Raw genomic sequence first — 21,497 nt, forward strand, 5'->3', positions numbered from 1 at the left:
AATGGCGAGCAGACAGGTGAAACTTACACAGGCAGAACCGGGAAGTATTCTGTATCATTATACAAAAAGCAATGGAATTAACGGAATCGTGAATCATAATTGCTTCTGGGCAACGAAGAGTGATTTCTTGAATGACCCGGATGAATTTTCATATATTACGCGGATTATTGAAGCCGTCTGCGAGGAAAATATCAAAAAAGAATCTCAGAAGAAAATGTTCCTGAGAGACGTGCTGGAGGAGGCGGTATTCCTGGCAGGCGGTAAAAACAAGGAATACTTTGTGCTGTCATTTTCCAACTGCAGGGACAGTATCACCATGTGGTCTGAATTCGGCAGCAAGACCGGTTATAATATCGGACTTGACAGCGAGAAGATCGTGCAGCGTATCGGCGAGGCAAATGTCATCGATTATCATGGGTTTGTTATCTATGATTCCGAACAGCAGAAAAGACTGATTCGCAAGATCATCAGTGATTACCTTCCGGAGCTTTTTCAGACACCTTTTGAAAGGATTCTGGAAGCCGGAGAGAAGAATCCGGAAGATCCGGTCTATCGGAAGGCCTGCCGCAAATTCCAGAAGATCGCAGCCGTGTATGCGATGTTTTTCAAGCATGAAGCCTTCAAGGAAGAGCAAGAATACCGGTTTATCTTCAAAAAGCAGAAAGGTACAGAGGTAAACTTTCGTGAAAAAGACGGATTTATGATCCCATTTATCAAAATTCAGCTAAGTGAAGAGAATCTTCCCGTCAAAGAGATCATGGTGGCACCCCAGAATCACATCGATCTTGCGAAAAAAGGCATGGAATATATGATGAAAAGCAAGGGATATCGTGTTCCCGTTCATCTCTCAGATATCAAGCTGAGGTATTAATTTCGTTTTGCAGATCCTGGGAATGAGTATGAATTTCAGTGAGAATAAATAAAAGTTATAAAATAAATAAAATATACTGGTAAGTTTATAAAAAGTGTGTTATAGTATATTTCAAGCATTACATTTCTAATTTCTAGGCGGAGACGCATCTGATATCATCTGTAATATCTAATAAGAAATCTCAATGCTTTTCAGACAATAATAGCAAAGGGGTTTCTGGTGCGATTAAAGTGCAGGTTTCATTTAGAGCCCCGAATAAAAAGGAGGGCTCTTGAATGACCGAAGTAAAAAAAACAGCTGTGAAACGAACCTATAAAGCCAGTGTGTTTGAAATGGTGTTTAGAAATAAAAAGGAATCACTGGGACTTTATAATGCAGTCAATAATACAAATTATACAGATCCGGAACAACTGGTAATTAACACATTAGAGAATGCTATTTATATGTCTATGCATAATGATGTTTCTTTTATTATTGATTCCAGATTGTCGCTATATGAACATCAATCTACGTATAGTCCCAATTTACCGTTGAGATATTTGTTTTATATTTCAGATTTATATTCTTTAATTACAAAGGACAGCAACTTTTATGGAGAGAAAAAAGTGATGCTGCCGACACCGAATTTTATTATCTTTTTTAATGGTACCAGGAATCTTCCAGAGAAAATGGAATTAAATTTGTCTGATTTGTATGAAATCCCGGATAAAGATCCTGCTTTGGAGTTGAAAGCGGTTCTGTTGAATATTAATCCGGGGAAGAATGAAAGATTAAAGGATGCGTGTAAGACGCTGAAAGATTACGCAGAATATACCTGGCGTGTAAGGCAGTATGCTGAAAAGATGACATTAGAAGATGCAGTGGATCAGGCAATTGCCGAGTGTATTCGAGAGGGAATTCTGGCAGATTTCCTGTCAGAGAACAGAGCGGAGGCGAAGTCGGTGAGTATTTATGAATATGATGAAGAAAGGCATATGAGACAGACGAGAGAAGAGGGCTGGGAAGAGGGGAGAATGTCTGCAATAAAAAAAGCAGTTCAAATCTGTAAAGATCTTGGTGTAGATCGGGAACATGCGGTTTTGCAACTTGCACAGAAATATGAATTGACACAGCGAAAAGCGGAAGAATTAGTGGACGAGTGCTGGAAAAGGGAATAAAAAGCCTGCGTAATAGTACTTATCGCCTCTGAGACATGTCGCTTCCCACAAGAAAAATCTGTTTATGAAAACCTTGATTTTTCCTGTGAAAAGTGTATATTACCCAGATGAATTTCTTGTATATTCTCAAAGTTCCATCATTCCGGACATAATGCAGCCTCCGGCGGCACCGCAGTCCTGGATCTCAGCGAACTGAGCCTTATCCGGTTTCATTCCCCCGATTGCATAGACAGGGATATCAACTGCCTGACACACACTTCGGAGAAAGTCCAGTCCTCTCGGCGGCAGGCCTTTTTTACAGTCGGTTGCATAGATGTGTCCCGCGGTGATATAAGTGGCACCGAGTCGTTCTGCTTCGACTGCTTCTTCGATCGAATGAACGGAAGTCCCAAGCTGCGAGAAGGAACTTATAGGTACCTCCGGCTGCTTTTTGCACTCCCGAAGCAGTGGAAGCGGCAGGTGGATCGATGTGCAATGCAGCTCCAGCGCTGTCTTCCAGTAAGTATGGAGAATGCACGGCACCTGATAGGATCCGCAGATCCTCATGACCTGTTCTGCAAGAAGGGTGTATTCATCCTCCGACAGGTCTTTTTCCCGCAGGATCAGCGCCTGCGGATGACACTGGCAGATCCGTTCGATCTGTTCCGGAAATGGCCGCCGGCAAAGATGTCGGTTGCTGACGGCAATTACCCGATGAAACAATGTCTGATCGTATTTAGAATCCGATGCGGCATTTTCGTTCTTTTGGTTACTGTTTTTATCCATTTCATTTCCTCGTGCAGTTCTCATATTTTATACATAGATATAATCGCTCATGACCGGCTGCAGGTTGTTCGAAAGAAGTGCCTGATATACCTCATCTACAGATCTACCATCCGAAATCTCGAACTGATCATCTCCCTTTTCTTCAATATCATCTACATGACTGCCGATTCCGGTGCTGACACCCGCAGAGATCTTGGTAGCTGCAATGTTGACCAGATTATCACGCACACGGGCACATTCTCTGGTGGACACGGTGATGCTTGCAAATGGCATAAAGAGCCGGTAAGCACATACCACTTGGAGAAGCTGTGGCTCATGAACGTCCATTGGATTGATTCTGTCATTGTTGATGATTGGGCGCAGTCGCGGACAGGAAAATGCAATCTCTGCATGTGGGTATTTTCGCTGCAGGAGATATGCGTGATATCCGGTAGCGAATGCATCTTTTCGAAAATCATCCAGTCCCAGAAGTGCACCGAAGCCAACGCCTCGCATACCGCCTCTGATCGCACGTTCCTGTGCATTGACACGGTAAGGAAAGATGCGTTTGTGCCCTGCCAGGTGCAGAGTTTCGTATTTGTCCGAGTTGTAGGTTTCCTGGAATACAGTGACATAATCAGCACCGCATTCGTGAAGATAGGCATATTCATCGGAATTGACCGGATAGATCTCAAGGCCGATGACTTTGAAGTATTTCCTTGCAATCCTGCAGGCTTCTCCAATGTATTCAACCGTAGATTTGATGCGGCTTTCTCCTGTCAGTATCAGGATCTCCTGAAGCCCGGTTTTTGCGATTGCAGCCATTTCTTTTTCGATTTCATCAGGCTTTAACTGTGCTCGGTTGATCTTGTTGTGGCAGTTGAAGCCGCAGTAGATACAATAATTTTCACAGTAATTGGCAATATAGAGCGGTGTAAACATATAGATACTGTTGCCGAAGTGTTTTCGTGTCTCAATTCTTGCTGCCTGTGCAATGTCTTCCAGAAGTGGAAGTGCGGCAGGAGAAAGGAGGGCGGCAAAATCTTCCGGTGTCTTCGCGTCATGTGCAAGTGCACGTCTGACATCCGCTTCTGTATATTTGTCGTAATCATACGCATCCATGGCAGAGATTACCTGATCCATGATATCGGATTCCAGAGCTTCCATTCCGGGAAGATAGGTCATATGGTCGATGCGGTTCTTTTTCTGATCTTCCAGAATTTCTTTATTTAAAATGCTTTCATTGATATGTTCCTTTTCCATGAATGAATGCCTCCTAATCCTGTAAAAATCCAGTCAGTGGAGAAGAAGCACTGGCGCCTTTTTCGATGGTGCGACCCAGACCTGACAGGTAAGCGCTTCTTCCGGCTTCGATGGCTTTCTTAAATGCTTCGGCCATGACAGGAATGTCACCGGCGGTTGCGATCGCTGTATTGGCCATGACTGCAGCTGCACCCATTTCCATGGCTTCACATGCCTGAGAAGGGCGACCGATGCCCGCATCTACAATGATTGGAAGGTCAATCTCATCGATCAGAATCTGAATGAAATCCTTTGTGCTAAGACCCTTATTGGAACCGATCGGAGCACCAAGCGGCATGATGCAGGCAGCACCGGCATCGCGGAGTGCTCTTGCAGCATTCAGATCCGGATACATGTATGGCATCACAACGAAGCCTTCTTTTGCAAGGATTTCGGTTGCTTTGATGGTTTCATAATTATCCGGAAGCAGATATTTGGAATCGTGAATCACTTCAATTTTTACAAAATTACCACAGCCGACTTCACGTGATAGTCTTGCGATACGTACCGCTTCTTCTGCGTTTCTTGCACCGGAAGTGTTCGGGAGCAGAGTGACATTGTCCGGAATATAATCCAGAATATTGGCAAGTCCGCCTTCATTGGCGCGACGAAGAGCTAGAGTGATGATCTGCGTCTCCGCTTTTTCAATACATGCTTTTACCAGCTCCAGGGAGAATTTTCCGGAGCCGAGGATAAAACGAGAGGTGAATTCGTGACCTCCCAGGATCAGTTTGTCTTCGTTTTGGTTCATAATAATTACCTTCTTTCTTGTGTTGTTATATATCTTCTTCGCCCAGGATCAGGCGTGTGATCATATTTGCCTCATGGGAGGCACAGATGGCAACTCTCGGGGCCATCAGACCGTTCCCCCGGGAGGGTTCCGTAACCTGATCTCCGCACAGGTAGAAGTTCTTTGTGATTCTTCGGGTGCGGATTGTGTTGCTGCTTTCGTATCCGGCCATTCCGGAGGCTGATACCAGCTTTTTCTCCGGGAAATGTTCCAGAATGCCATTGACCAGCATGGCTTTTGCCTCGGGATTGTCAAATGCCTCGCAGATAATATCATTTTCCCGGAAAAGATCTGCCAGGTTCTCTTCTGTTACTTTTACACAGTCGGTGTGGATATCCAGATAGGGATTGATGTCCAGAAGCAGGGATTTCAGCGCGTCTGTCTTGTATAATCCAATATGCCGGGTAAAGTACTGCTGTCGGTTCAAGTTGGTAATATCTACCACATCAAAATCAATCAGATGCAGGTGACCGACCCCGATTCGTGCCAGAGAATATGCGATGTTGGAACCAAGACCGCCAAGTCCGGCGATCGCTACATTTCCTTTGGAGAGAAGCGACTGTATCCTGGGACTGTGGCGTTCATTCAGTGCCGCGTTGATCTGTTCGCGGGTAAGTTTCTGTTCTGTCATGACTTCTAGCCTCCTCCTACAAAGCTTACGATCTCCATACTGTCTCCGTCCTTCAACATGGTGTCAGAGTACTGGTATTTGGGGAGAATCTCGCCGTTTAATTCGATTGCGATACGATTGATCTGATATTGGTTCTGTGCGAGATAATCAGAGACTGTCATCGGTAATTCCAGAACAGTTTCACGTCCGTTAATGGTAACCATAGATGTCCTCCTTTCTGCAGATTAGCAGTTAAGTGTTTCAGTTTATACCGTTGCAGGTAGAAAAAAGAGTTCACGAAGTAATACACCCGTGGTGGTGCACCCCTTCATGAACTCTCGTTCACTCTCAACTAATCCGGTATTAAAATGTAAACTCCTGGTTGGAATCACCAGTAGATGATACAAAAAGGGAGATACCAAAGTACCTCCCGCAATTTCTCTACGTTCCTACGTTGGCATTATCCAAATCAGGTATATGGGTCGAAGTTCTCAACTTCCTCTCAGCCTAGTACATAAGCTCCCCTGTTCAATTTACATGTTTAAGTATAAAAAGATTATGAAGAAATGTCAATCTTTATTTAGAAAATCTGGAATTTGTTGTAAAATAAAAATAACTGACAAGTTATTATTCATGGAAAGAAAGGAATGATGTGAGATGATAAATATAAAAAAAGAAAAATGTATTGGATGTGGAGCCTGTGTAAAAGACTGTCTGGGGAAAGCAATCAAGTTGATTGACGGTAAGGCGGATTACGTCCGTAACTGTATGCATTGCGGGCATTGTGTGGCAATCTGTCCGGTGGGTGCAGTTTCCATTCCGGGATATGATATGGAAGATGTAGAAGAGTACGAAAAAGATACCTTCACAGTTCAGCCTGAGAACTTCCTCCGTGCAGTAAAGTTCAGAAGAAGTATCCGAAATTTTAAAGATGAGCCGATTGAGCGGGAGAAGATGGAGCGGATCCTGGATGTTGGACGATACACACCGACGGCAAAGAACCGTCAGGAATGCCGTTTTATCTTGGTCCAGAATCAGTTGGAAGAATTTAAAGAACTGGTATGGAAAGAGATGCCGAATATTGTCGAGAAACTTAAAACAGACAATCCGGAGTATGCAAGAGTGTTTGAGTTGTTTTATCTCAGACATCAGAAAGATCCGGGAGAAGATGTATTTTTTTTCAACTCGACTTCTTTTCTTGTGATCGCATCCGAGAATCCGCTGGATGGAGGACTGGCAGCGGCCAATATAGAAAATATGGCAGTTGCAGAAGGTGCGGGAGTTCTGTATAACGGATATATGATGCGTGTGATCAAAGCAAGTGATACATTACAGGAATGGCTTGGGATTACAGATACGCCTGTCTCCTGCTGTATGCTTCTGGGATACCCGGCAGTGACATATCGGCGTACTGCACCTAGAAAAAAGAAAAACATAGAATGGAAATAGTTGATTCATTGGAAAGGAGGAATTTTCAATGAAGAAAGTGATGAAAACCATCGCTATCATGAGTATGTTACTGACAGTACTGGTGCTGACAGCGTGTTCTTCAAAAGAGGAGGAAGAGCAGGGAGTCAGTGAAGAAGCACAGAAGATTATTCAGACAATCATGAACTGTCCGAATCCGGAATTATATGACTCGTCTTTAGCCTATGTCATTGGTGACAATGTGGAAGACGCACAGCCGGAGGAACAAGAAATACAGGAAAAATGCGAAGCAATACGGGAGAACTGGGAAAAAGAAGTTGGTGATTGTTTTGCGGAAAATGCACTTGATACCTTTCTGAATCAGATGGCTACCATGTATTTTGCAGAAGCAGAACAGGAAAATCTCACCTATAAAGTGCAAAATATAGAATTGAAAGAAAAGGGAGATGTGAATGAAACCGTTCAGGTATCTTTGTTGAAAGGGGAGAAAGAAGAGACTGTGACACTGATATTCACACATGATTCCGAAGGGTTGATTACAAAAGTAAAACCGGAGCAGTAAAAGGAAAGGACCCCAGAGAAAAGCAGAGGTAAGCGAATAGCGTCGAAGCGTTCTAACCTTCAGAAAACGAAAACGGTACCCCAGAGAAAAGCAGAGGTAAGCGAATAGCGTCGATGCGTTCTCTGGGGTACCGTTATTTTACTTATCTTTTATCTCACTGTGCAGCTGCTGCAGGGACTTGACTTCTCCGTTTCCGTGTCCTTGCACGTAACGTATTCCTTTTGCAGTTGCTCTTGCGGCAGCGATGGTAGTCATATAAGGCACTTTTGCCTTGATCGCAGCCTTTCTCAGATAGCTGTCATCGTGAATGCTGTCTTTTCCGACCGGAGAGTTGATGATCAGATCGATCTTTCCGTTGGTGATCAGATCCAGAATATTCGGACGGCCTTCATACAGTTTTTTCACTTTTTCAGCTTCGATTCCCGCCTCCCGGATGAGATTGTAAGTGTTGTCTGTTGCCAGAATGCGGAATCCAGCATTGGCGAAGTCCTGAGCGACCTCTATCACTTCAGCCTTGTCTTTGCGGTTTACTGAGATCAGAACAGTGCCGCCAAGAGGCAGTTTGGACTGCGTTGCTTCCTGAGCTTTATAGAATGCTTCTCCATAAGTAGAGGCAAGACCAAGCACTTCTCCTGTAGAGCGCATTTCTGGTCCGAGGATCGGGTCTACTTCCTGGAACATGTTGAATGGGAATACCGCTTCTTTTACTCCGAAGTAAGGAATAGACTGTTCCTTTAAGTTTGCAACCGGAGATGGACGTCCGGTCAGTTCGGAGGTAATGATGTCGGTTGCCAGTGGTACCATGCGGATGTTGCAGACCTTGGATACCAGCGGAACGGTACGGGATGCACGTGGATTTGCCTCCAGTACATATACCTTTCCATTTTCAATTGCGTACTGCATGTTCATCAGACCTTTGACATGCATTTCTTCCGCAATCTTACGAGTATATTCTTTAATCGTCTTTACGTTTTCCTCGGAAATGTGTACGGATGGAATAATGCATGCAGAGTCTCCGGAGTGTACACCGGCAAGCTCAATGTGTTCCATGACTGCAGGGACAAATGCATGTTCTCCGTCGCTGATGGCGTCAGCTTCGCATTCCAGAGCATGATTCAGAAAACGGTCGATCAGGATCGGACGGTCCGGAGTAACACCGACTGCAGCTTTCATGTAACCCTCCATGCTTTCATCGTCATAGACAACTTCCATGCCGCGTCCGCCAAGTACGTAAGAAGGACGTACCATAACCGGGTAACCGATCTCTTTTGCGATGGCAAGTGCATCCTCTACGGTAGTTGCCATTCCTGATTCAGGCATCGGGATCTCCAGTTTTTCCATCATCTCACGGAACAGGTCACGGTCCTCTGCGAGGTCAATGACAGACGGAGAGGTTCCAAGGATCTTTACTCCGTTTTTCTCAAGCTCGGATGCAAGGTTCAGAGGTGTCTGACCGCCGAACTGTGCGATGACGCCGACCGGCTGCTCTTTCTTATAGATGCTTAAGACATCCTCCAGAGTCAGTGGCTCGAAGTAGAGCTTATCAGAAGTATCATAGTCTGTGGAAACTGTTTCCGGATTACAGTTTACAATAATGGTTTCAAATCCTAATTTTTTCAATGCCAGGGATGCATGTACACAGCAGTAGTCAAATTCGATACCCTGACCGATACGGTTCGGTCCACCACCGAGGATCATGATCTTTGGTTTGTCGGATACAGGGTTCTTATCTTTGGCATTGTAGGTGGAGTAGTAATAAGCACTGTCGGGAGTTCCGCTTACATGAACGCCTTCCCAGGCTTCCTCGACACCGAGCTCAATACGGCGATTGCGGACGTCATCTTCAGGTACTTCCAGGATCATGCTCAGATATTTGTCGGAAAATCCATCTTTTTTCGCCTGAATCAGAAGCTCATCAGCAGGAAGCGTTCCTTTGGAGGCTGCGATAGCTTCTTCTTCTGCCACCAGCTCTTTCATCTGTTCAAGAAACCAGGTCTTTACTTTGGTCAGTTCGTAGATCTCCTCAATAGAAGCACCTTTTCTCAGGGCTTCATACATGATAAAATGACGATCACTGGATGGAGTGATCAGCATCTGTAGAAGCTGATCCTTTGTTTTATTGTGGTAGTTCTTAGCGTAACCAAGTCCGTAGCGCCCGGTTTCCAGACTTCGGATCGCTTTCTGGAATGCTTCCTTGTATGTCTTTCCAATGCTCATGACTTCGCCGACTGCGCGCATCTGTGTACCAAGCTTGTCTTCTACGCCTTTGAATTTTTCAAATGCCCAGCGGGCAAATTTGATTACAACATAGTCTCCGTCCGGAACATATTTGTCCAGAGTGCCGTATTTTCCACATGGAATGTCTTTCAGTGTCAGACCGGTTGCAAGCATGGCAGATACCAGAGCAATCGGGAAACCGGTAGCTTTGGATGCCAGTGCGGAAGAACGGGAAGTTCTCGGGTTGATCTCAATTACGACGATACGGTCAGATACCGGATCGTGTGCAAACTGGACATTGGTTCCGCCGATGACCTGTACGGATTCTACGATACGGTAAGCCTGTTCCTGCAGACGCTTCTGGCATTCTTCAGATATGGTCAGCATTGGAGCAGAGCAGAAGGAATCACCGGTGTGCACCCCAAGAGGATCGATATTTTCAATAAAACATACGGTGATCATGTTATTTTCAGCGTCGCGAACAACTTCCAGTTCCAGTTCTTCCCAGCCTAATATGGATTCTTCGACCAGTACCTGTCCGACGAGAGATGCCTGAAGCCCTCTTGCACAGACTGTTTTCAGCTCCTCTTTATTGTAGACAAGTCCGCCTCCTGCGCCGCCCATCGTATATGCCGGGCGCAGAACAACCGGGTAACCAAGATCATCTGCAATTGCAAGTGCTTCCTCAACGCTGTAGGCAACCTCGCTTCGTGCCATCTCGATACCGAGAGCGTTCATGGATTTTTTGAATTCGATACGGTCTTCGCCGCGTTCAATAGCATCTACCTGTACACCGATGACCTGTACATGGTATTTGTCAAGTATCCCCTCTTTGGCAAGTTCCGCACAAAGATTCAGACCGGACTGGCCGCCGAGATTCGGAAGAAGAGCATCTGGTCTTTCTTTGGCAATGATCTGTTCCAGACGTTCAACATTCAGTGGTTCAATGTAGGTAACATCAGCGGTTTCAGGATCCGTCATGATGGTGGCCGGATTGGAGTTGACCAGCACGATCTCATAGCCAAGCTTTTTTAAAGCTTTGCATGCCTGGGTACCGGAATAATCAAATTCACATGCCTGACCAATGATGATAGGTCCGGACCCGATAATCAGTACTTTATGGATATCTGTTCTCTTTGGCATAAAAACCTCCTAGTATATGACATATTTTCTACGGTTCATTATATAGGATAATGGGGAGATAGAAAAGTAGAAATACAAAAATTTTTGTATGGTCATTTTGAATGGCAGAAATCTGATGGGAATGCTTGGATATTGAGAAGAAATGTGTTAAAATTACAATTAAATGTAGTTAATTCAATTGATTTTGGAAAGAATGCTGTTGTGAGGTGACAATTTATGAAAGTATCAACAAAAGGTCGGTATGCCCTGCGAATTATGATTGATCTTGCAGAACACGAGAATGGAGAATATATTCGTCTGAAAGATATTTCTGCAAGGCAGGGGATTACGTTAAAATATATGGAGCAGATCATGCCTCTTCTTACGAAAGCGGGCTATGTCCGAAGTTATCGGGGAAATAACGGGGGATATATGCTGGCGAAGGCTGCCGGTGAATATACGGCAGGTGATATTATCCGTACGACAGAGGGAAGTCTTGCTCCGATCGCATGTCTGGATGATCAGCCAAACCGGTGCGACAGAAAGGAACAGTGTGCAACTCTCACATTCTGGGAGGGACTGTGGGATGTGATAAACGAATATGTTGACAGTGTGACCCTGGAAGATCTGATAAAGCAGCATCGGGCGATGCCTGGGTATGAAGAAACGTAATTTGTAACAGGGAATAGCATAGATGGCAACAAGAAAAACAGAAGTATCTGGAATAGGTACTTCTGTTTTTTATGTAACAGGATGCAATCTTTTAAATAAGCAGCTGGCGACAGCGTTTCATCCGGAACTGGATGATGATATCCGTGTTCATCAGTATTTTCTGGATATGATCTGATGTCAGATAATTCCAGAGAAAGGAAATTTTACAGATGCTTCTATTAATCAGCCTGATGCTTACCATTGCGGTGCCGGTCACGGGAATAATCATACACAAACTTGCGGCACTTATATTTTTGATTCTGTGTGTTGTTCATACGCTTGTGGAAAGAAAATATATGAACAGAAACAAATATCTGCTTTTGATGCTGGTTCTGGTTGATTTTGGCAGTGGAATTCTTGGAATGATCCTGAAAGAAATGCGATGGGTTCTGGATTTTCACAGAGTGATATCTATCGTAAGTGTGGGAGTACTGTCGATACATCTGTTTATGTATCATAAGAGAATGGGAGTCGTTTGTCGTAAACAGTAACCAAAAATACACAAAACATAGTTGACAAATAGGATATGAAGTGATATATTAACATCAACAAGAATAACATACCGAAGATATAGGAAAGGTAGGAGAATAAAATGTCAAAGATTTATAAAGGAGCCTTAGAATTAATCGGAAACACACCGCTTGTTGAAGTTGTGAATATTGAAAAAGAGCTTGGACTTGAAGCGCGTGTGCTGGTAAAGCTTGAATACTTCAATCCGGCAGGAAGTGTCAAGGACAGAATTGCAAAAGCAATGATTGAAGATGCGGAAGCAAAGGGAATCCTAAAGGAAGGATCCGTTATCATAGAACCTACATCCGGCAATACAGGAATTGGTCTTGCATCTATTGCAGCAGCAAAAGGATACAGAATTATCCTTACCATGCCGGAAACCATGAGTGTTGAGAGAAGAAATATATTGAAGGCTTATGGTGCAGAGATTGTTCTTACGGAAGGAGCAAAAGGAATGAAGGGAGCCATTGCAAAGGCCGAGGAGCTTGCAAAGGAAATCCCGGACAGCTTCATCCCGGGACAATTTGTGAATCCGGCAAACCCGGAAGCACACAGAAGCACAACCGGCCCTGAGATCTGGAATGATACAGACGGAGAAGTGGATATATTTATTGCAGGAGTCGGAACAGGCGGAACACTGACGGGTATCGGTGAGTATCTGAGGTCCAGGAAACCAGAGGTAAAGATTGTTGCACTTGAACCATCCGCATCTCCGGTACTTTCTGAAGGAAAGGCAGGACCGCATAAGATTCAGGGAATCGGAGCCGGATTCGTGCCGGATGTACTGAATACAGAAGTATACGACGAGATCTACAAAGCAGAAGCAGAAGAAGCATTTCAGACAGCAAAGCTTCTGGCAAAGAAGGAGGGCGTGCTGGTAGGTATTTCCTCAGGAGCAGCGCTTGCCGGAGCAATTGCACTTGCAAAACGTCCGGAGAATAAAGGAAAGACCATTGTGGCCTTACTTCCGGATTCCGGGGACAGATATTATTCAACCCCATTATTTACAGAATAATCAGGAACAGGAGCGTGGAGATATTATATGAAACTTTCAAAAAAGAGCAGATATGGTCTGCGGGCACTCATTGATCTGTCTGTGAATTCCAAACATGAGCAGGTGGCGCTTAACAGCATTGCAGAGCGTAATCAGATATCTCCGCAATATCTGGAACAGGTATTTGCAAGCCTCAGAAAGGCTGGAATCGTAAAAAGTATCAAAGGATCACAGGGCGGCTATTTTCTGAGTCGTCCTGCCAATGAGATTACGGTGTCCTCTATTATTGAGGCACTGGAAGGAAATTATTGTCTCGAAGATGAATCTCTGCCGGAAGAAGGAGGCTGCAGAGGCAATATCCAGGCAATCCAGAAACTTGTGATTGATACAGTGAATCAGAAGACTGGGGAAGTACTCAGTTCTATCACACTGCATGATCTGGAAAAGGAAGCACAGGAGTATACAGATTACGGTCAGGATATGTATTATATCTGATTTTTGCATTACTTTCGATTCTCAGATGGATTCAAATCCTGTAGAATAGAAACAGACTGGCGTGGAAACGTAATATGAAAGATAAATGTGGCAGACAGATCTGGATATTTCAGATGTATCTGCCACATTTTTTGTATGTTGTCAGTTTTTGTTGGATATATTTTATGCTCTCTGTTAATATAGAAGTATGTATATCAGGATCATCTGATCTGCATGCATTGAGTAGTTGGAGGATATAGTGATGACATTAGAAGAGATTCGAAGACAGATAGATACGGTGGATTCACAGATAAAGCCGTTGTTTTTACAGCGAATGGAATGTGCCGGACAAGTGGCGGAGGAAAAAGCAAGGACCGGCGGAGAGGTATTCGTTCTGGAACGGGAATTGGAGATCGTTCAGAAGAGGACAGAAGATGTAGACGAAGACATCCGGGAAGAGTATGCGGCTTTTTTAAGACATCTGATGAGTGTCTGCAGGAGGTATGAATACGGATATCTGAAATGTATGCAAAATGAAGTGGTGGATGGAGCACTCGCAGGAGCAGGATTGTGTAGAGAAACAGAGCACGAGAAAGTGAGAATTACCTGTTCCTGTAAGGCCAGTTGCAGTAACCTGCATCTGTATCTGAATATGGCAGCCTTGAATCAGATAACGATAGAGAAGATGAGTGTAACGACAGAAGCAGATGAGCAGGTGATCGATATGACGCTCATGGGGAATATGAATGATGGAAATATGCGGCAGTTTCTCTGTCAGATCGGAAAAGAATCGGATCGTTTTACCATTCTGGCACTGGAATAGAGGAAGAGGAGAGAATGTACATGGATAAAAAGGAATTGGCACAGGAGGTTATTGAACGTTTGAAAAAGGAATATCCGGATGCAGGATGTACTCTGGATTATGACGATGCATGGAAGCTTCTGGTAAGTGTGCGTCTGGCGGCACAGTGTACGGATGCCAGGGTCAATGTGGTCGTGGAGGATCTGTATGCAAAATATCCGGACGTAAATGCGCTCGCCGAGGCCTCGCCGGAAGAGATTGAGCAGATTGTAAGACCCTGTGGTCTTGGAAAGAGCAAGGCACGGGATATCAGTGCCTGCATGAAGATGATTAGAGATGAGTATGACGGCAGAGTACCGGATGACTTTGATGCACTTTTGAAACTTCCGGGAGTCGGAAGAAAAAGCGCTAATCTGATTATGGGAGATGTCTTTGGAAAGCCGGCAATCGTAACGGATACACACTGTATACGCCTGACCAATCGGATTGGCCTGGTGGACGGGATCAAGGAACCGAAAAAAGTAGAGATGGCATTGTGGAAGATCATTCCACCGGAAGAAGGAAGTGACTTCTGCCACCGGCTGGTATATCATGGAAGAGATGTCTGTACGGCACGTACGAAGCCATACTGTGAAAAATGTTGTCTGGCGGATATATGTGCAAAAAATGGAATCTAGAAGACGAAGCAATGAGAACAACGATCAACAGAAACAGGAGGACGAGAAGATGGCAGATGTAGTGGAGATGTTGGATGAACTGCAGAACAAGGCGAGGAAAGATGAGAAACTGAGAAAAAAGCTTCTTGCGACGAGAGCAGAAGAGGATCCTGTTTCTGCATTTTGCAGAACCTGTCGGGAGATGGGGTATGAATTGTATGAGATGGAGTTGATTGTGGCAGGGGAAGAATTCCATGCTGCGATGAAAAGGAGTACCAATGGAGGCGGAGAGAATTCGCCGATGCTCAAAGATGAAGATGATTTTTATGAATTGTTTTTTGCGAATCTGGAAGAGTGAGCGGAACAGGGACAGCTGTAACGGCTAGTGCTGTCCCATTGATTTTAATGAGTTCAGGAATTCCATGTCATCGGCCTGAAGTTTTACGTTGGTGCAGTAGTTCCTGCCTTCCGGTGTAGTGACATTGATTTCGATCACAGTACCCTCCATAAGTGCATTCTGGGATACTGCGTTTAGAAACAGCGGAAACTTTGGATGGTTCGCACGAAAACGATCCATGCCGCTTTTTATTTTCTGTATCATGGCAATCTGATTAAAATCCATAGAAAAACCTCCTGTCTGTGTACTTTGTTTTTTCAGATATAAAGGGAATTATAATAGATATGCGGCAGGAAGTCAAAGGAGAATCCATAAATGAACCGGGAATATGTATAAGAACCCAAATCACGGAAAAGTTAGACAAATTTAACAGAATGTTCCTTTTTATTTAAGAGAAAGAGCGTATAATATCTTTCAGACATATGAGGAGGTTACGATATGAAACGAAAAGGCAGATATAACGTAACAGATGAGACGTTTGATTATGAGATAGAGCGGAATCCGACAACAAGATATCAGCCGGATTATAAAGAGGGACTTACCAGTCGTCAGGTGGCGGAACATAAAAAGGACGGATGGACGAATGTAACCGTTGATCCGCCGGCACAGACGACAAAGGAGATTATCCATCAGAATGTATTTACTTATTTCAACCTGATATTTGCAGTTCTGGCAGTATTACTTTGTATGGTAGGATCTTTTCGTAATCTTACCTTTTTACCGGTAATCATTTTTAATACATTGATTGGTATTGTCCAGGAAGTGAGAGCAAAGAATGTTCTGGAAAAACTGAACATGCTGAATGCACCACATGCCAATGTCGTACGTAACGGCAAGGTGTCAAGAGTGGATTCGGAAGAGCTGGTGCTGGATGATATCGTAATATTTAAGGCGGGAAATCAGGTCTGTGCAGATGCAGAGGTTGTAGAGGGAAATGTACGGGTGAATGAATCCCTGCTTACCGGTGAATCCGATGAGATCACGAAAATGCCGGGGGATCATCTGATGTCCGGAAGCTTTATCGTAGCGGGAGAGTGTCATGCAAGACTGGATGCGGTCGGCGTGGATTCTTATATCTCGAAGCTTACACTGGAAGCGAAAGCAATGCAGAAAGGAGAGCAGTCAGAGATGATCCGTTCTCTGGACAAGCTGGTTAAGCTGGTTGGAATTGCCTTGATTCCGATAGGGATCATCCTGTTCGTACAGAGCTTCTTCTTTAACGGAGAAGAATTCCGCAGCAGTATTACATCCATGGTCGCAGCGGTGATCGGTATGATCCCGGAGGGCTTATATCTGCTGGCAAGTGTGGCACTTGCGGTAAGTTCGATGAAGCTTGCAAGGCAAAAGGTTCTGCTTCATGATATGAAAAGTATAGAGACGCTTGCGCGTGTTAATGTTCTGTGCGTGGATAAGACCGGAACGATTACGGAGAATTCCATGAGCGTACAGGAACTGGTTCCGACTTCAGAATACAAAAAAGATACCATGCCGGAACTGTCGAAGATGCTGGGAGATTTTGCTGCGGCTATGAGCAGCGACAACAGTACGATGGAGGCAATGAAGGAGTATTTTAAAGAGGGAACCGGAAAAAAAGCAGTTTCTGTGACTGCATTTACCTCTGCAACAAAGTACAGTGGTGTTACTTATGAAGAGGAGGCTCATGTACTGGGGGCTCCGGAATTCGTCCTCAGAGATGATTATGATACATATCAGGAGGAGATTCAGGAGTATGCGAAAAAGGGATATCGAGTGCTGGTGTTCGGAACATATGAAGGAACGCTGGACGGAAGACCGCTGACGGAAAAAGTAACACCTTTGGGGTATGTACTTCTTGCCAATCCGATCCGTGAAGAAGCTCCGGAGACATTTGCCTATTTTGCGGAACAGGGTGTGGAAGTGAAGGTTATCTCCGGAGACAATCCGCTGACTGTATCTGAAGTCGCAAGGAAAGCCGGAATTATCAATGCGGATCGTTATGTGGATGCGGCAACACTTGAGACGGATGAAGAGATCGCGGATGCGGTTGCTGAGTATACGGTATTCGGACGCGTGACTCCAAATCAGAAGCGCCAGTTTGTACAGGCCCTGAAAGAGCAGGGAAAAACGGTTGCCATGACAGGGGACGGTGTCAATGATGTGCTTGCGTTGAAAGATGCGGACTGCAGTGTAGCAATGGCATCCGGAAGTGATGCTGCGGTACAGGCTTCCCAGGTTGTTCTGCTGGAATCCAATTTTGCATGCATGCCTTCTGTTGTACTGGAAGGACGAAGAGTGGTCAATAATATCCAGCGTTCGGCCAGTCTGTTTCTTGTAAAAAACATATTCTCATTCCTGTTATCATTGTTCTCTGTGATATTTATGATTACCTATCCTCTGGAACCTTCACAGATATCACTGATCGGTATGTTTACGATCGGAGTTCCGGGATTCTTCCTGGCATTCCAGCCGAATAAAGAGAGGATTAAGGGGCATTTCCTGACGAATGTGCTGTTAAAGGCACTGCCGGCAGGTCTTACAGATGTGGTGATCGTTGGTGCACTTGTGGTGTTTGGCAAGACATTTGGAGTAAATTCAACGGATATATCAACAGCAGCAACGATACTTCTGCTGATCGTAGGATTTATGATCCTGTATAAGATCTGTCAGCCTGCCAATATATATCGTGGCGTCATCTGGGTTGGATGTATGATCGGCTGTGTCCTTTGCTGCATCTTCCTTCCGGAATTATTTGCAATTACGGGTATGTCAAAAAAATGTATTATGCTGTTTGTGGTATTTTCGATTGCCACAGAGCCGATCCTTCGATATCTGACGCTATTGATCGGTGGACTTCGGAAAGGGTATCGGAAGCTGCGTCACAGAGAGGATGACGAATAGAGAAATGGAGGGAGATATATGGAACTGAAGGTTGTATTGGGAGACATTACGAAGAGTGATTGTGATGCGATCGTGAATGCCGCAAATACATCCCTGCTTGGAGGAGGCGGTGTCGATGGGGCGATCCACAGAGCAGCAGGACCGGAGCTTTTGGAAGAATGCCGTACCCTTCACGGCTGTCCGACCGGAGAGGCCAGAATCACGAAAGGCTATCGCCTGCCTGCGAAGTATGTGATCCATACGCCGGGACCAATCTGGCAGGGCGGCAGATACGGAGAAGAAGAACTGCTTGCGTCCTGTTACAGAAGCTGTCTGGAACTGGCTACAGGACATGGAATAAAAAGGATAGCATTCCCATCCATCAGTACCGGAATCTATGGATTCCCTTTAGAAAAAGCAGCGCCGATCGCAGTCCATACCATCCGCACGTTCTGTAAAGATCATCCTCAGATAGAGGAAGTCCGGATGGTGTGTTTTGATCAGCGCACAAAGACATATTATGAAAAGGCTTTATAAGGTACATGGCATATCCAGAACATTGCCGTCAAGGTCTTTCCAGAGAAATACTCCGTCATAGATCATGTATCCGTGTGCGGAGTTTTCTTTTGGGATAGATACGGAACCTGGATTCATATAGATATAAGCTCCCATATTCCGGTTGGCAGGGATATGCGTATGCCCGTTCAGAAGAATATCGCCCTGCTTCAGCATCGGAGGATTCTTCGGGTTGTGATGGTGACCGTGTGTGGCGAATATGGTATGGCCGTCGAGTTCCAAAAGACAGTAATCTGCAAGGATCGGGAACTCCAGAACCATCTGATCCACTTCTGTGTCACAGTTGCCGCGGACACAGAGGAGCTCCTGCTTCATGGCATTCAGCATGGCGATCACTTCTTTGGGCTGGTAATCCTTTGGAAGATCATTTCTGGGACCGTGATAGAGGATATCGCCAAGCAGAAGGAGACGGTCTGCCTTTTCCCTTCTGTAAGCTTCTGTCATCTTCCGGCAATAGTAAGAAGAACCGTGAATATCGGATGCTATCATTAATTTCATAGTACAAATACCTCGCTTTATCATCATAAAAGGATTGTAGCACAGTTTGAAGACAGGGTCAAAAGATGTTATACTGATGCCGGAGGTGGAATATGATACAGATAAAATATGCAGATGCCGCAGATGTTCCGGAGATTATGGCATTGATGAATCTTGCAAAAGAACTGACGGAGAATAAAGAATGGTACAGTACAGATGACGAAGCATTTGTGAGAAGGCATCTTACGGAAGAGGGATTTATATTGAAAGCAGTAGAGGAGGATCAGCTGGAGGGATTCTTCATTGCACGATATCCCGGGGATGCAGAAGACAACCTGGGGAAATACTGGGATCTGGCGAATGAAAAGCTGCATCAGGTTGCGCATATGGAATCGGCGGCGGTTCATCCGGATTATCGAGGAAGAGGGATTCAGAAGGAGCTGATGGCCCGGGGAGAAAGTATTCTGAAACAAAAAGGATATCATTATCTTATGGGGACAGCGCATCCGGATAATGTATACAGTGTCAATAACTTCTTGAAGCTTGGATATGAGATTCTTACAAAGACAGAAAAATACGGAGGCCTTCCGAGATATGTATTCGGGAAAGTGATGATTTATTAGAATGATGAGAAAACCAGAAAGAAATTTCTGGTTTTTTTGTAACGAAAAAAAAGTATGGAAGTCTGTATAGGTAAAGAAACGAGGAGGTGAGAACATTGCAATTTGAGGATGTATACAAATTATATTATCGAGATGTGTTCTATTATCTGCTGTCAATGACCGGTGATGCACAGACCGCTGAGGATCTTACGCAGGAAACGTTTTACAGGGCACTGAAATATATCGATCGCTTTAAAGGAGAGTGTCATTTTAAGACCTGGCTTTGCCGAATCGGGAAAAATGTGTATATTTCCTGGAAAAAGAAGCAAAAACGTCTCACCGGAGGGGAAGTGAATCTGGAAAATATCAATGAGACAGAAGTGAAAGTAACCGCAAGTGAAGAAAAAACCACACCGGAATCCCGGTATATTCTTAAAGAGGAGGCGTTATCTATTTACAGAATATTACATATATTAGAAGAACCATACAAAGAGGTATTTATACTGAGAACACTGGGAGAATTATCATATAAAGAGATCGGAGAAATATTCGGACATGGGGAAGGCTGGGCGCGAATTACCCATTACCGGGCAAAAATAAAGATTCAGGAAATGATAAAGGAGGAGCCATAAATGAAGGAAAAAGAGTGTGCCATTGTACAGGATCTTCTGGTGCTGTATGAAGATAATGTACTTCAGGAAGAAAGCAGACAAATGGTTGAGGAGCATATACGAGGCTGTGAGGAATGTATGAAGATATATGAAAATGGCAGGAAGGATCTGAAAGTGAGTGATATTCAAAAGGAGTCTTCCGAGGAAGAACAGGCGGACCAGGCGGCGCGTATTATGAAAAAATTTAAGAAAAGAATGACTTATAAAAGTATGGCTGTCTTAGGGGTTATATTGGCAGTGATTCTCCTGGCAGTTGTGGTGGTTAATGAGGTGTGTAATCGTCTGTCAAATAATAACTGGGGAATTATTGGCATGGTTTATACGATACCGACAGATCAGATTAAGATAACCGAGTTATACCGGTTGAAGAATGGAGACATCTATTGCACATTGGAATCCGATAAGAAGATTGGAATCTATCAGTATAGCGATTTTATGATACCGGAAGATGAAGTTGACCGGAATACAGATGATGCATCCCTTGAAATCTGTTTTCGTCAGCTGACACCATGGGAAAGCGGGAACCATGCAAAGATTCATCAGATGACAGCGATATTTTCTACAGAACGTCTGGGAGTGCAGGAAGAAAGCGGAAAAGAATTTATTCAGCGCTGCAGTGAAATCAGATATCGTGGAAAGACCGAATCAGACTGTATGACCATTTGGAAAAGAGGACAGAAAGTAGAGGAAGCTCCGGAGGAGATAGAACGAAAAGCAATTGCCGAATATGTACGGAACGATCAGATAGAGGAAGCAGTTCGGGAGTGTGAAAAGCTGGGTTGGGACAGCAGTGAAGAAATTGTGAAGATATATCGGGAAGACCTGAATATCAGGCAAACATATTCCAGCGGTTATGATGTTAGAGATAGTGTCGTATTTTCGAACAACTATGAGACGATATTACTGCCGCAGTATGAGGAGCATTAACTTCAGGGAAAAGAAAGATTTGCTTTTATACAGGGGATTCA

At 44.4% G+C, this 21,497-nt stretch carries 25 protein-coding genes and 1 riboswitch; of the genes, 17 read left to right on the forward strand and 8 right to left on the reverse strand.

The annotated features are described in order from the left end of the window. Position 1 precedes the first annotated feature (1 nt). The gene (locus ABE547_RS10350) at positions 2 to 871 is read left to right on the forward strand and encodes a DUF2971 domain-containing protein (RefSeq protein ID WP_347378705.1); all 870 of its coding nucleotides are present in this window, start codon (positions 2 to 4) and stop codon (positions 869 to 871) included. 275 nt (positions 872 to 1,146) lie between these two features. Next, positions 1,147 to 2,028: a hypothetical protein gene (locus ABE547_RS10355; protein WP_347378706.1), complete on the forward strand. Its 882-nt coding sequence runs from the start codon at positions 1,147 to 1,149 to the stop codon at positions 2,026 to 2,028. 126 nt (positions 2,029 to 2,154) lie between these two features. On the opposite strand, the gene ABE547_RS10360 is transcribed toward ABE547_RS10355, so the two are convergent. Genes ABE547_RS10360 through thiS form a run of 5 tightly spaced genes read right to left on the reverse strand, consistent with a single transcriptional unit; the run spans position 2,155 to position 5,698 of the window. Next, positions 2,155 to 2,793, reverse strand: coding sequence for a thiamine phosphate synthase (locus tag ABE547_RS10360; protein WP_347378707.1), 639 nt, complete (start codon positions 2,791 to 2,793; stop codon positions 2,155 to 2,157). Positions 2,794 to 2,820: 27 nt separating this feature from the next. Beyond that, on the reverse strand, positions 2,821 to 4,035 hold the full coding sequence (gene thiH / locus ABE547_RS10365) for a 2-iminoacetate synthase ThiH (RefSeq protein WP_347378708.1): 1,215 nt from the start codon (positions 4,033 to 4,035) through the stop codon (positions 2,821 to 2,823). 13 nt (positions 4,036 to 4,048) lie between these two features. Next, a complete protein-coding gene (locus tag ABE547_RS10370; protein ID WP_347378709.1) occupies positions 4,049 to 4,825 on the reverse strand; it encodes a thiazole synthase in 777 nt (258 codons plus the stop codon). Positions 4,826 to 4,850: 25 nt separating this feature from the next. After that, the gene (gene thiF, locus ABE547_RS10375) at positions 4,851 to 5,495 is read right to left on the reverse strand and encodes a sulfur carrier protein ThiS adenylyltransferase ThiF (protein WP_347378710.1); all 645 of its coding nucleotides are present in this window, start codon (positions 5,493 to 5,495) and stop codon (positions 4,851 to 4,853) included. A 5-nt stretch (positions 5,496 to 5,500) separates the two neighbouring features. Continuing rightward, the gene (gene thiS / locus ABE547_RS10380; RefSeq protein ID WP_347378711.1) at positions 5,501 to 5,698 is read right to left on the reverse strand and encodes a sulfur carrier protein ThiS; all 198 of its coding nucleotides are present in this window, start codon (positions 5,696 to 5,698) and stop codon (positions 5,501 to 5,503) included. A 204-nt stretch (positions 5,699 to 5,902) separates the two neighbouring features. Further along, positions 5,903 to 6,010, reverse strand: a riboswitch (TPP riboswitch). Between the two features lie 121 nt (positions 6,011 to 6,131). On the opposite strand from thiS, the gene ABE547_RS10385 reads away from it, so the two are divergent. Together ABE547_RS10385 and ABE547_RS10390 are read left to right on the forward strand one after the other, a co-directional pair. Continuing rightward, positions 6,132 to 6,923 (forward strand): nitroreductase family protein, encoded by a 792-nt coding sequence (locus ABE547_RS10385; protein WP_347378712.1) that lies wholly within the window; start codon positions 6,132 to 6,134, stop codon positions 6,921 to 6,923. A 28-nt stretch (positions 6,924 to 6,951) separates the two neighbouring features. Then, positions 6,952 to 7,464: a hypothetical protein gene (locus ABE547_RS10390; RefSeq protein ID WP_347378713.1), complete on the forward strand. Its 513-nt coding sequence runs from the start codon at positions 6,952 to 6,954 to the stop codon at positions 7,462 to 7,464. A gap of 138 nt (positions 7,465 to 7,602) precedes the next feature. On the opposite strand, the gene carB is transcribed toward ABE547_RS10390, so the two are convergent. Further along, positions 7,603 to 10,824: a carbamoyl-phosphate synthase large subunit gene (carB, locus tag ABE547_RS10395; RefSeq protein ID WP_347378714.1), complete on the reverse strand. Its 3,222-nt coding sequence runs from the start codon at positions 10,822 to 10,824 to the stop codon at positions 7,603 to 7,605. Between the two features lie 216 nt (positions 10,825 to 11,040). On the opposite strand from carB, the gene ABE547_RS10400 reads away from it, so the two are divergent. The 8 genes from ABE547_RS10400 (at position 11,041) to ABE547_RS10435 (ending at position 15,308) form a co-directional block, all read left to right on the forward strand. After that, positions 11,041 to 11,475, forward strand: coding sequence for an Rrf2 family transcriptional regulator (locus ABE547_RS10400; RefSeq protein ID WP_347378715.1), 435 nt, complete (start codon positions 11,041 to 11,043; stop codon positions 11,473 to 11,475). A 22-nt stretch (positions 11,476 to 11,497) separates the two neighbouring features. After that, a complete protein-coding gene (locus ABE547_RS10405; RefSeq protein ID WP_347378716.1) occupies positions 11,498 to 11,650 on the forward strand; it encodes a hypothetical protein in 153 nt (50 codons plus the stop codon). A gap of 34 nt (positions 11,651 to 11,684) precedes the next feature. Then, entirely contained in the window at positions 11,685 to 12,005 is a 321-nt protein-coding gene (locus ABE547_RS10410; RefSeq protein ID WP_347378717.1) for a heme transporter CcmB, read from the forward strand. 101 nt (positions 12,006 to 12,106) lie between these two features. Beyond that, the gene (gene cysK, locus ABE547_RS10415) at positions 12,107 to 13,039 is read left to right on the forward strand and encodes a cysteine synthase A (RefSeq protein WP_347378718.1); all 933 of its coding nucleotides are present in this window, start codon (positions 12,107 to 12,109) and stop codon (positions 13,037 to 13,039) included. A gap of 27 nt (positions 13,040 to 13,066) precedes the next feature. Continuing rightward, on the forward strand, positions 13,067 to 13,513 hold the full coding sequence (locus tag ABE547_RS10420) for an Rrf2 family transcriptional regulator (RefSeq protein ID WP_347378719.1): 447 nt from the start codon (positions 13,067 to 13,069) through the stop codon (positions 13,511 to 13,513). 241 nt (positions 13,514 to 13,754) lie between these two features. Next, positions 13,755 to 14,315, forward strand: a complete 561-nt coding sequence (locus ABE547_RS10425; protein ID WP_347378720.1) for a chorismate mutase — start codon at positions 13,755 to 13,757, stop codon at positions 14,313 to 14,315. A gap of 20 nt (positions 14,316 to 14,335) precedes the next feature. Further along, a complete protein-coding gene (nth, locus tag ABE547_RS10430) occupies positions 14,336 to 14,971 on the forward strand; it encodes an endonuclease III (protein WP_347378721.1) in 636 nt (211 codons plus the stop codon). A 49-nt stretch (positions 14,972 to 15,020) separates the two neighbouring features. After that, complete coding sequence (locus ABE547_RS10435) at positions 15,021 to 15,308, forward strand: hypothetical protein (RefSeq protein ID WP_347378722.1); 288 nt, start codon at positions 15,021 to 15,023, stop codon at positions 15,306 to 15,308. A gap of 24 nt (positions 15,309 to 15,332) precedes the next feature. On the opposite strand, the gene ABE547_RS10440 is transcribed toward ABE547_RS10435, so the two are convergent. Next, a complete protein-coding gene (locus tag ABE547_RS10440) occupies positions 15,333 to 15,572 on the reverse strand; it encodes a hypothetical protein (protein WP_347378723.1) in 240 nt (79 codons plus the stop codon). A 213-nt stretch (positions 15,573 to 15,785) separates the two neighbouring features. On the opposite strand from ABE547_RS10440, the gene ABE547_RS10445 reads away from it, so the two are divergent. Both ABE547_RS10445 and ABE547_RS10450 read left to right on the forward strand, forming a co-directional pair. Next, positions 15,786 to 18,224, forward strand: coding sequence for a cation-translocating P-type ATPase (locus tag ABE547_RS10445; RefSeq protein ID WP_347378724.1), 2,439 nt, complete (start codon positions 15,786 to 15,788; stop codon positions 18,222 to 18,224). An 18-nt stretch (positions 18,225 to 18,242) separates the two neighbouring features. Further along, positions 18,243 to 18,740 (forward strand): O-acetyl-ADP-ribose deacetylase, encoded by a 498-nt coding sequence (locus ABE547_RS10450; RefSeq protein ID WP_347378725.1) that lies wholly within the window; start codon positions 18,243 to 18,245, stop codon positions 18,738 to 18,740. On the opposite strand, the gene yfcE is transcribed toward ABE547_RS10450, so the two are convergent. Next, complete coding sequence (gene yfcE, locus ABE547_RS10455) at positions 18,735 to 19,277, reverse strand: phosphodiesterase (RefSeq protein ID WP_347378726.1); 543 nt, start codon at positions 19,275 to 19,277, stop codon at positions 18,735 to 18,737. The two genes, ABE547_RS10450 and yfcE, sit on opposite strands and share 6 nt — an antisense overlap. 92 nt (positions 19,278 to 19,369) lie before the next feature. Here yfcE and ABE547_RS10460 point away from each other — a divergent pair, with 92 nt between their 5' ends. From ABE547_RS10460 to ABE547_RS10470, 3 genes are all read left to right on the forward strand, one after another. Beyond that, the gene (locus ABE547_RS10460; RefSeq protein WP_347378727.1) at positions 19,370 to 19,879 is read left to right on the forward strand and encodes an N-acetyltransferase; all 510 of its coding nucleotides are present in this window, start codon (positions 19,370 to 19,372) and stop codon (positions 19,877 to 19,879) included. Positions 19,880 to 19,974: 95 nt separating this feature from the next. Beyond that, positions 19,975 to 20,490 carry an RNA polymerase sigma factor gene (locus tag ABE547_RS10465; RefSeq protein ID WP_347378728.1) on the forward strand — a complete coding sequence of 172 codons (516 nt, stop codon included), beginning with the start codon at positions 19,975 to 19,977 and terminating at the stop codon, positions 20,488 to 20,490. Beyond that, a complete protein-coding gene (locus ABE547_RS10470; protein WP_347378729.1) occupies positions 20,491 to 21,456 on the forward strand; it encodes a zf-HC2 domain-containing protein in 966 nt (321 codons plus the stop codon). The last annotated feature ends 41 nt before the right edge of the window (positions 21,457 to 21,497 follow it).

Source organism: Dorea sp. YH-dor226 (genome assembly GCF_039832105.1).
GTDB lineage: Bacteria > Bacillota > Clostridia > Lachnospirales > Lachnospiraceae > Dorea_A.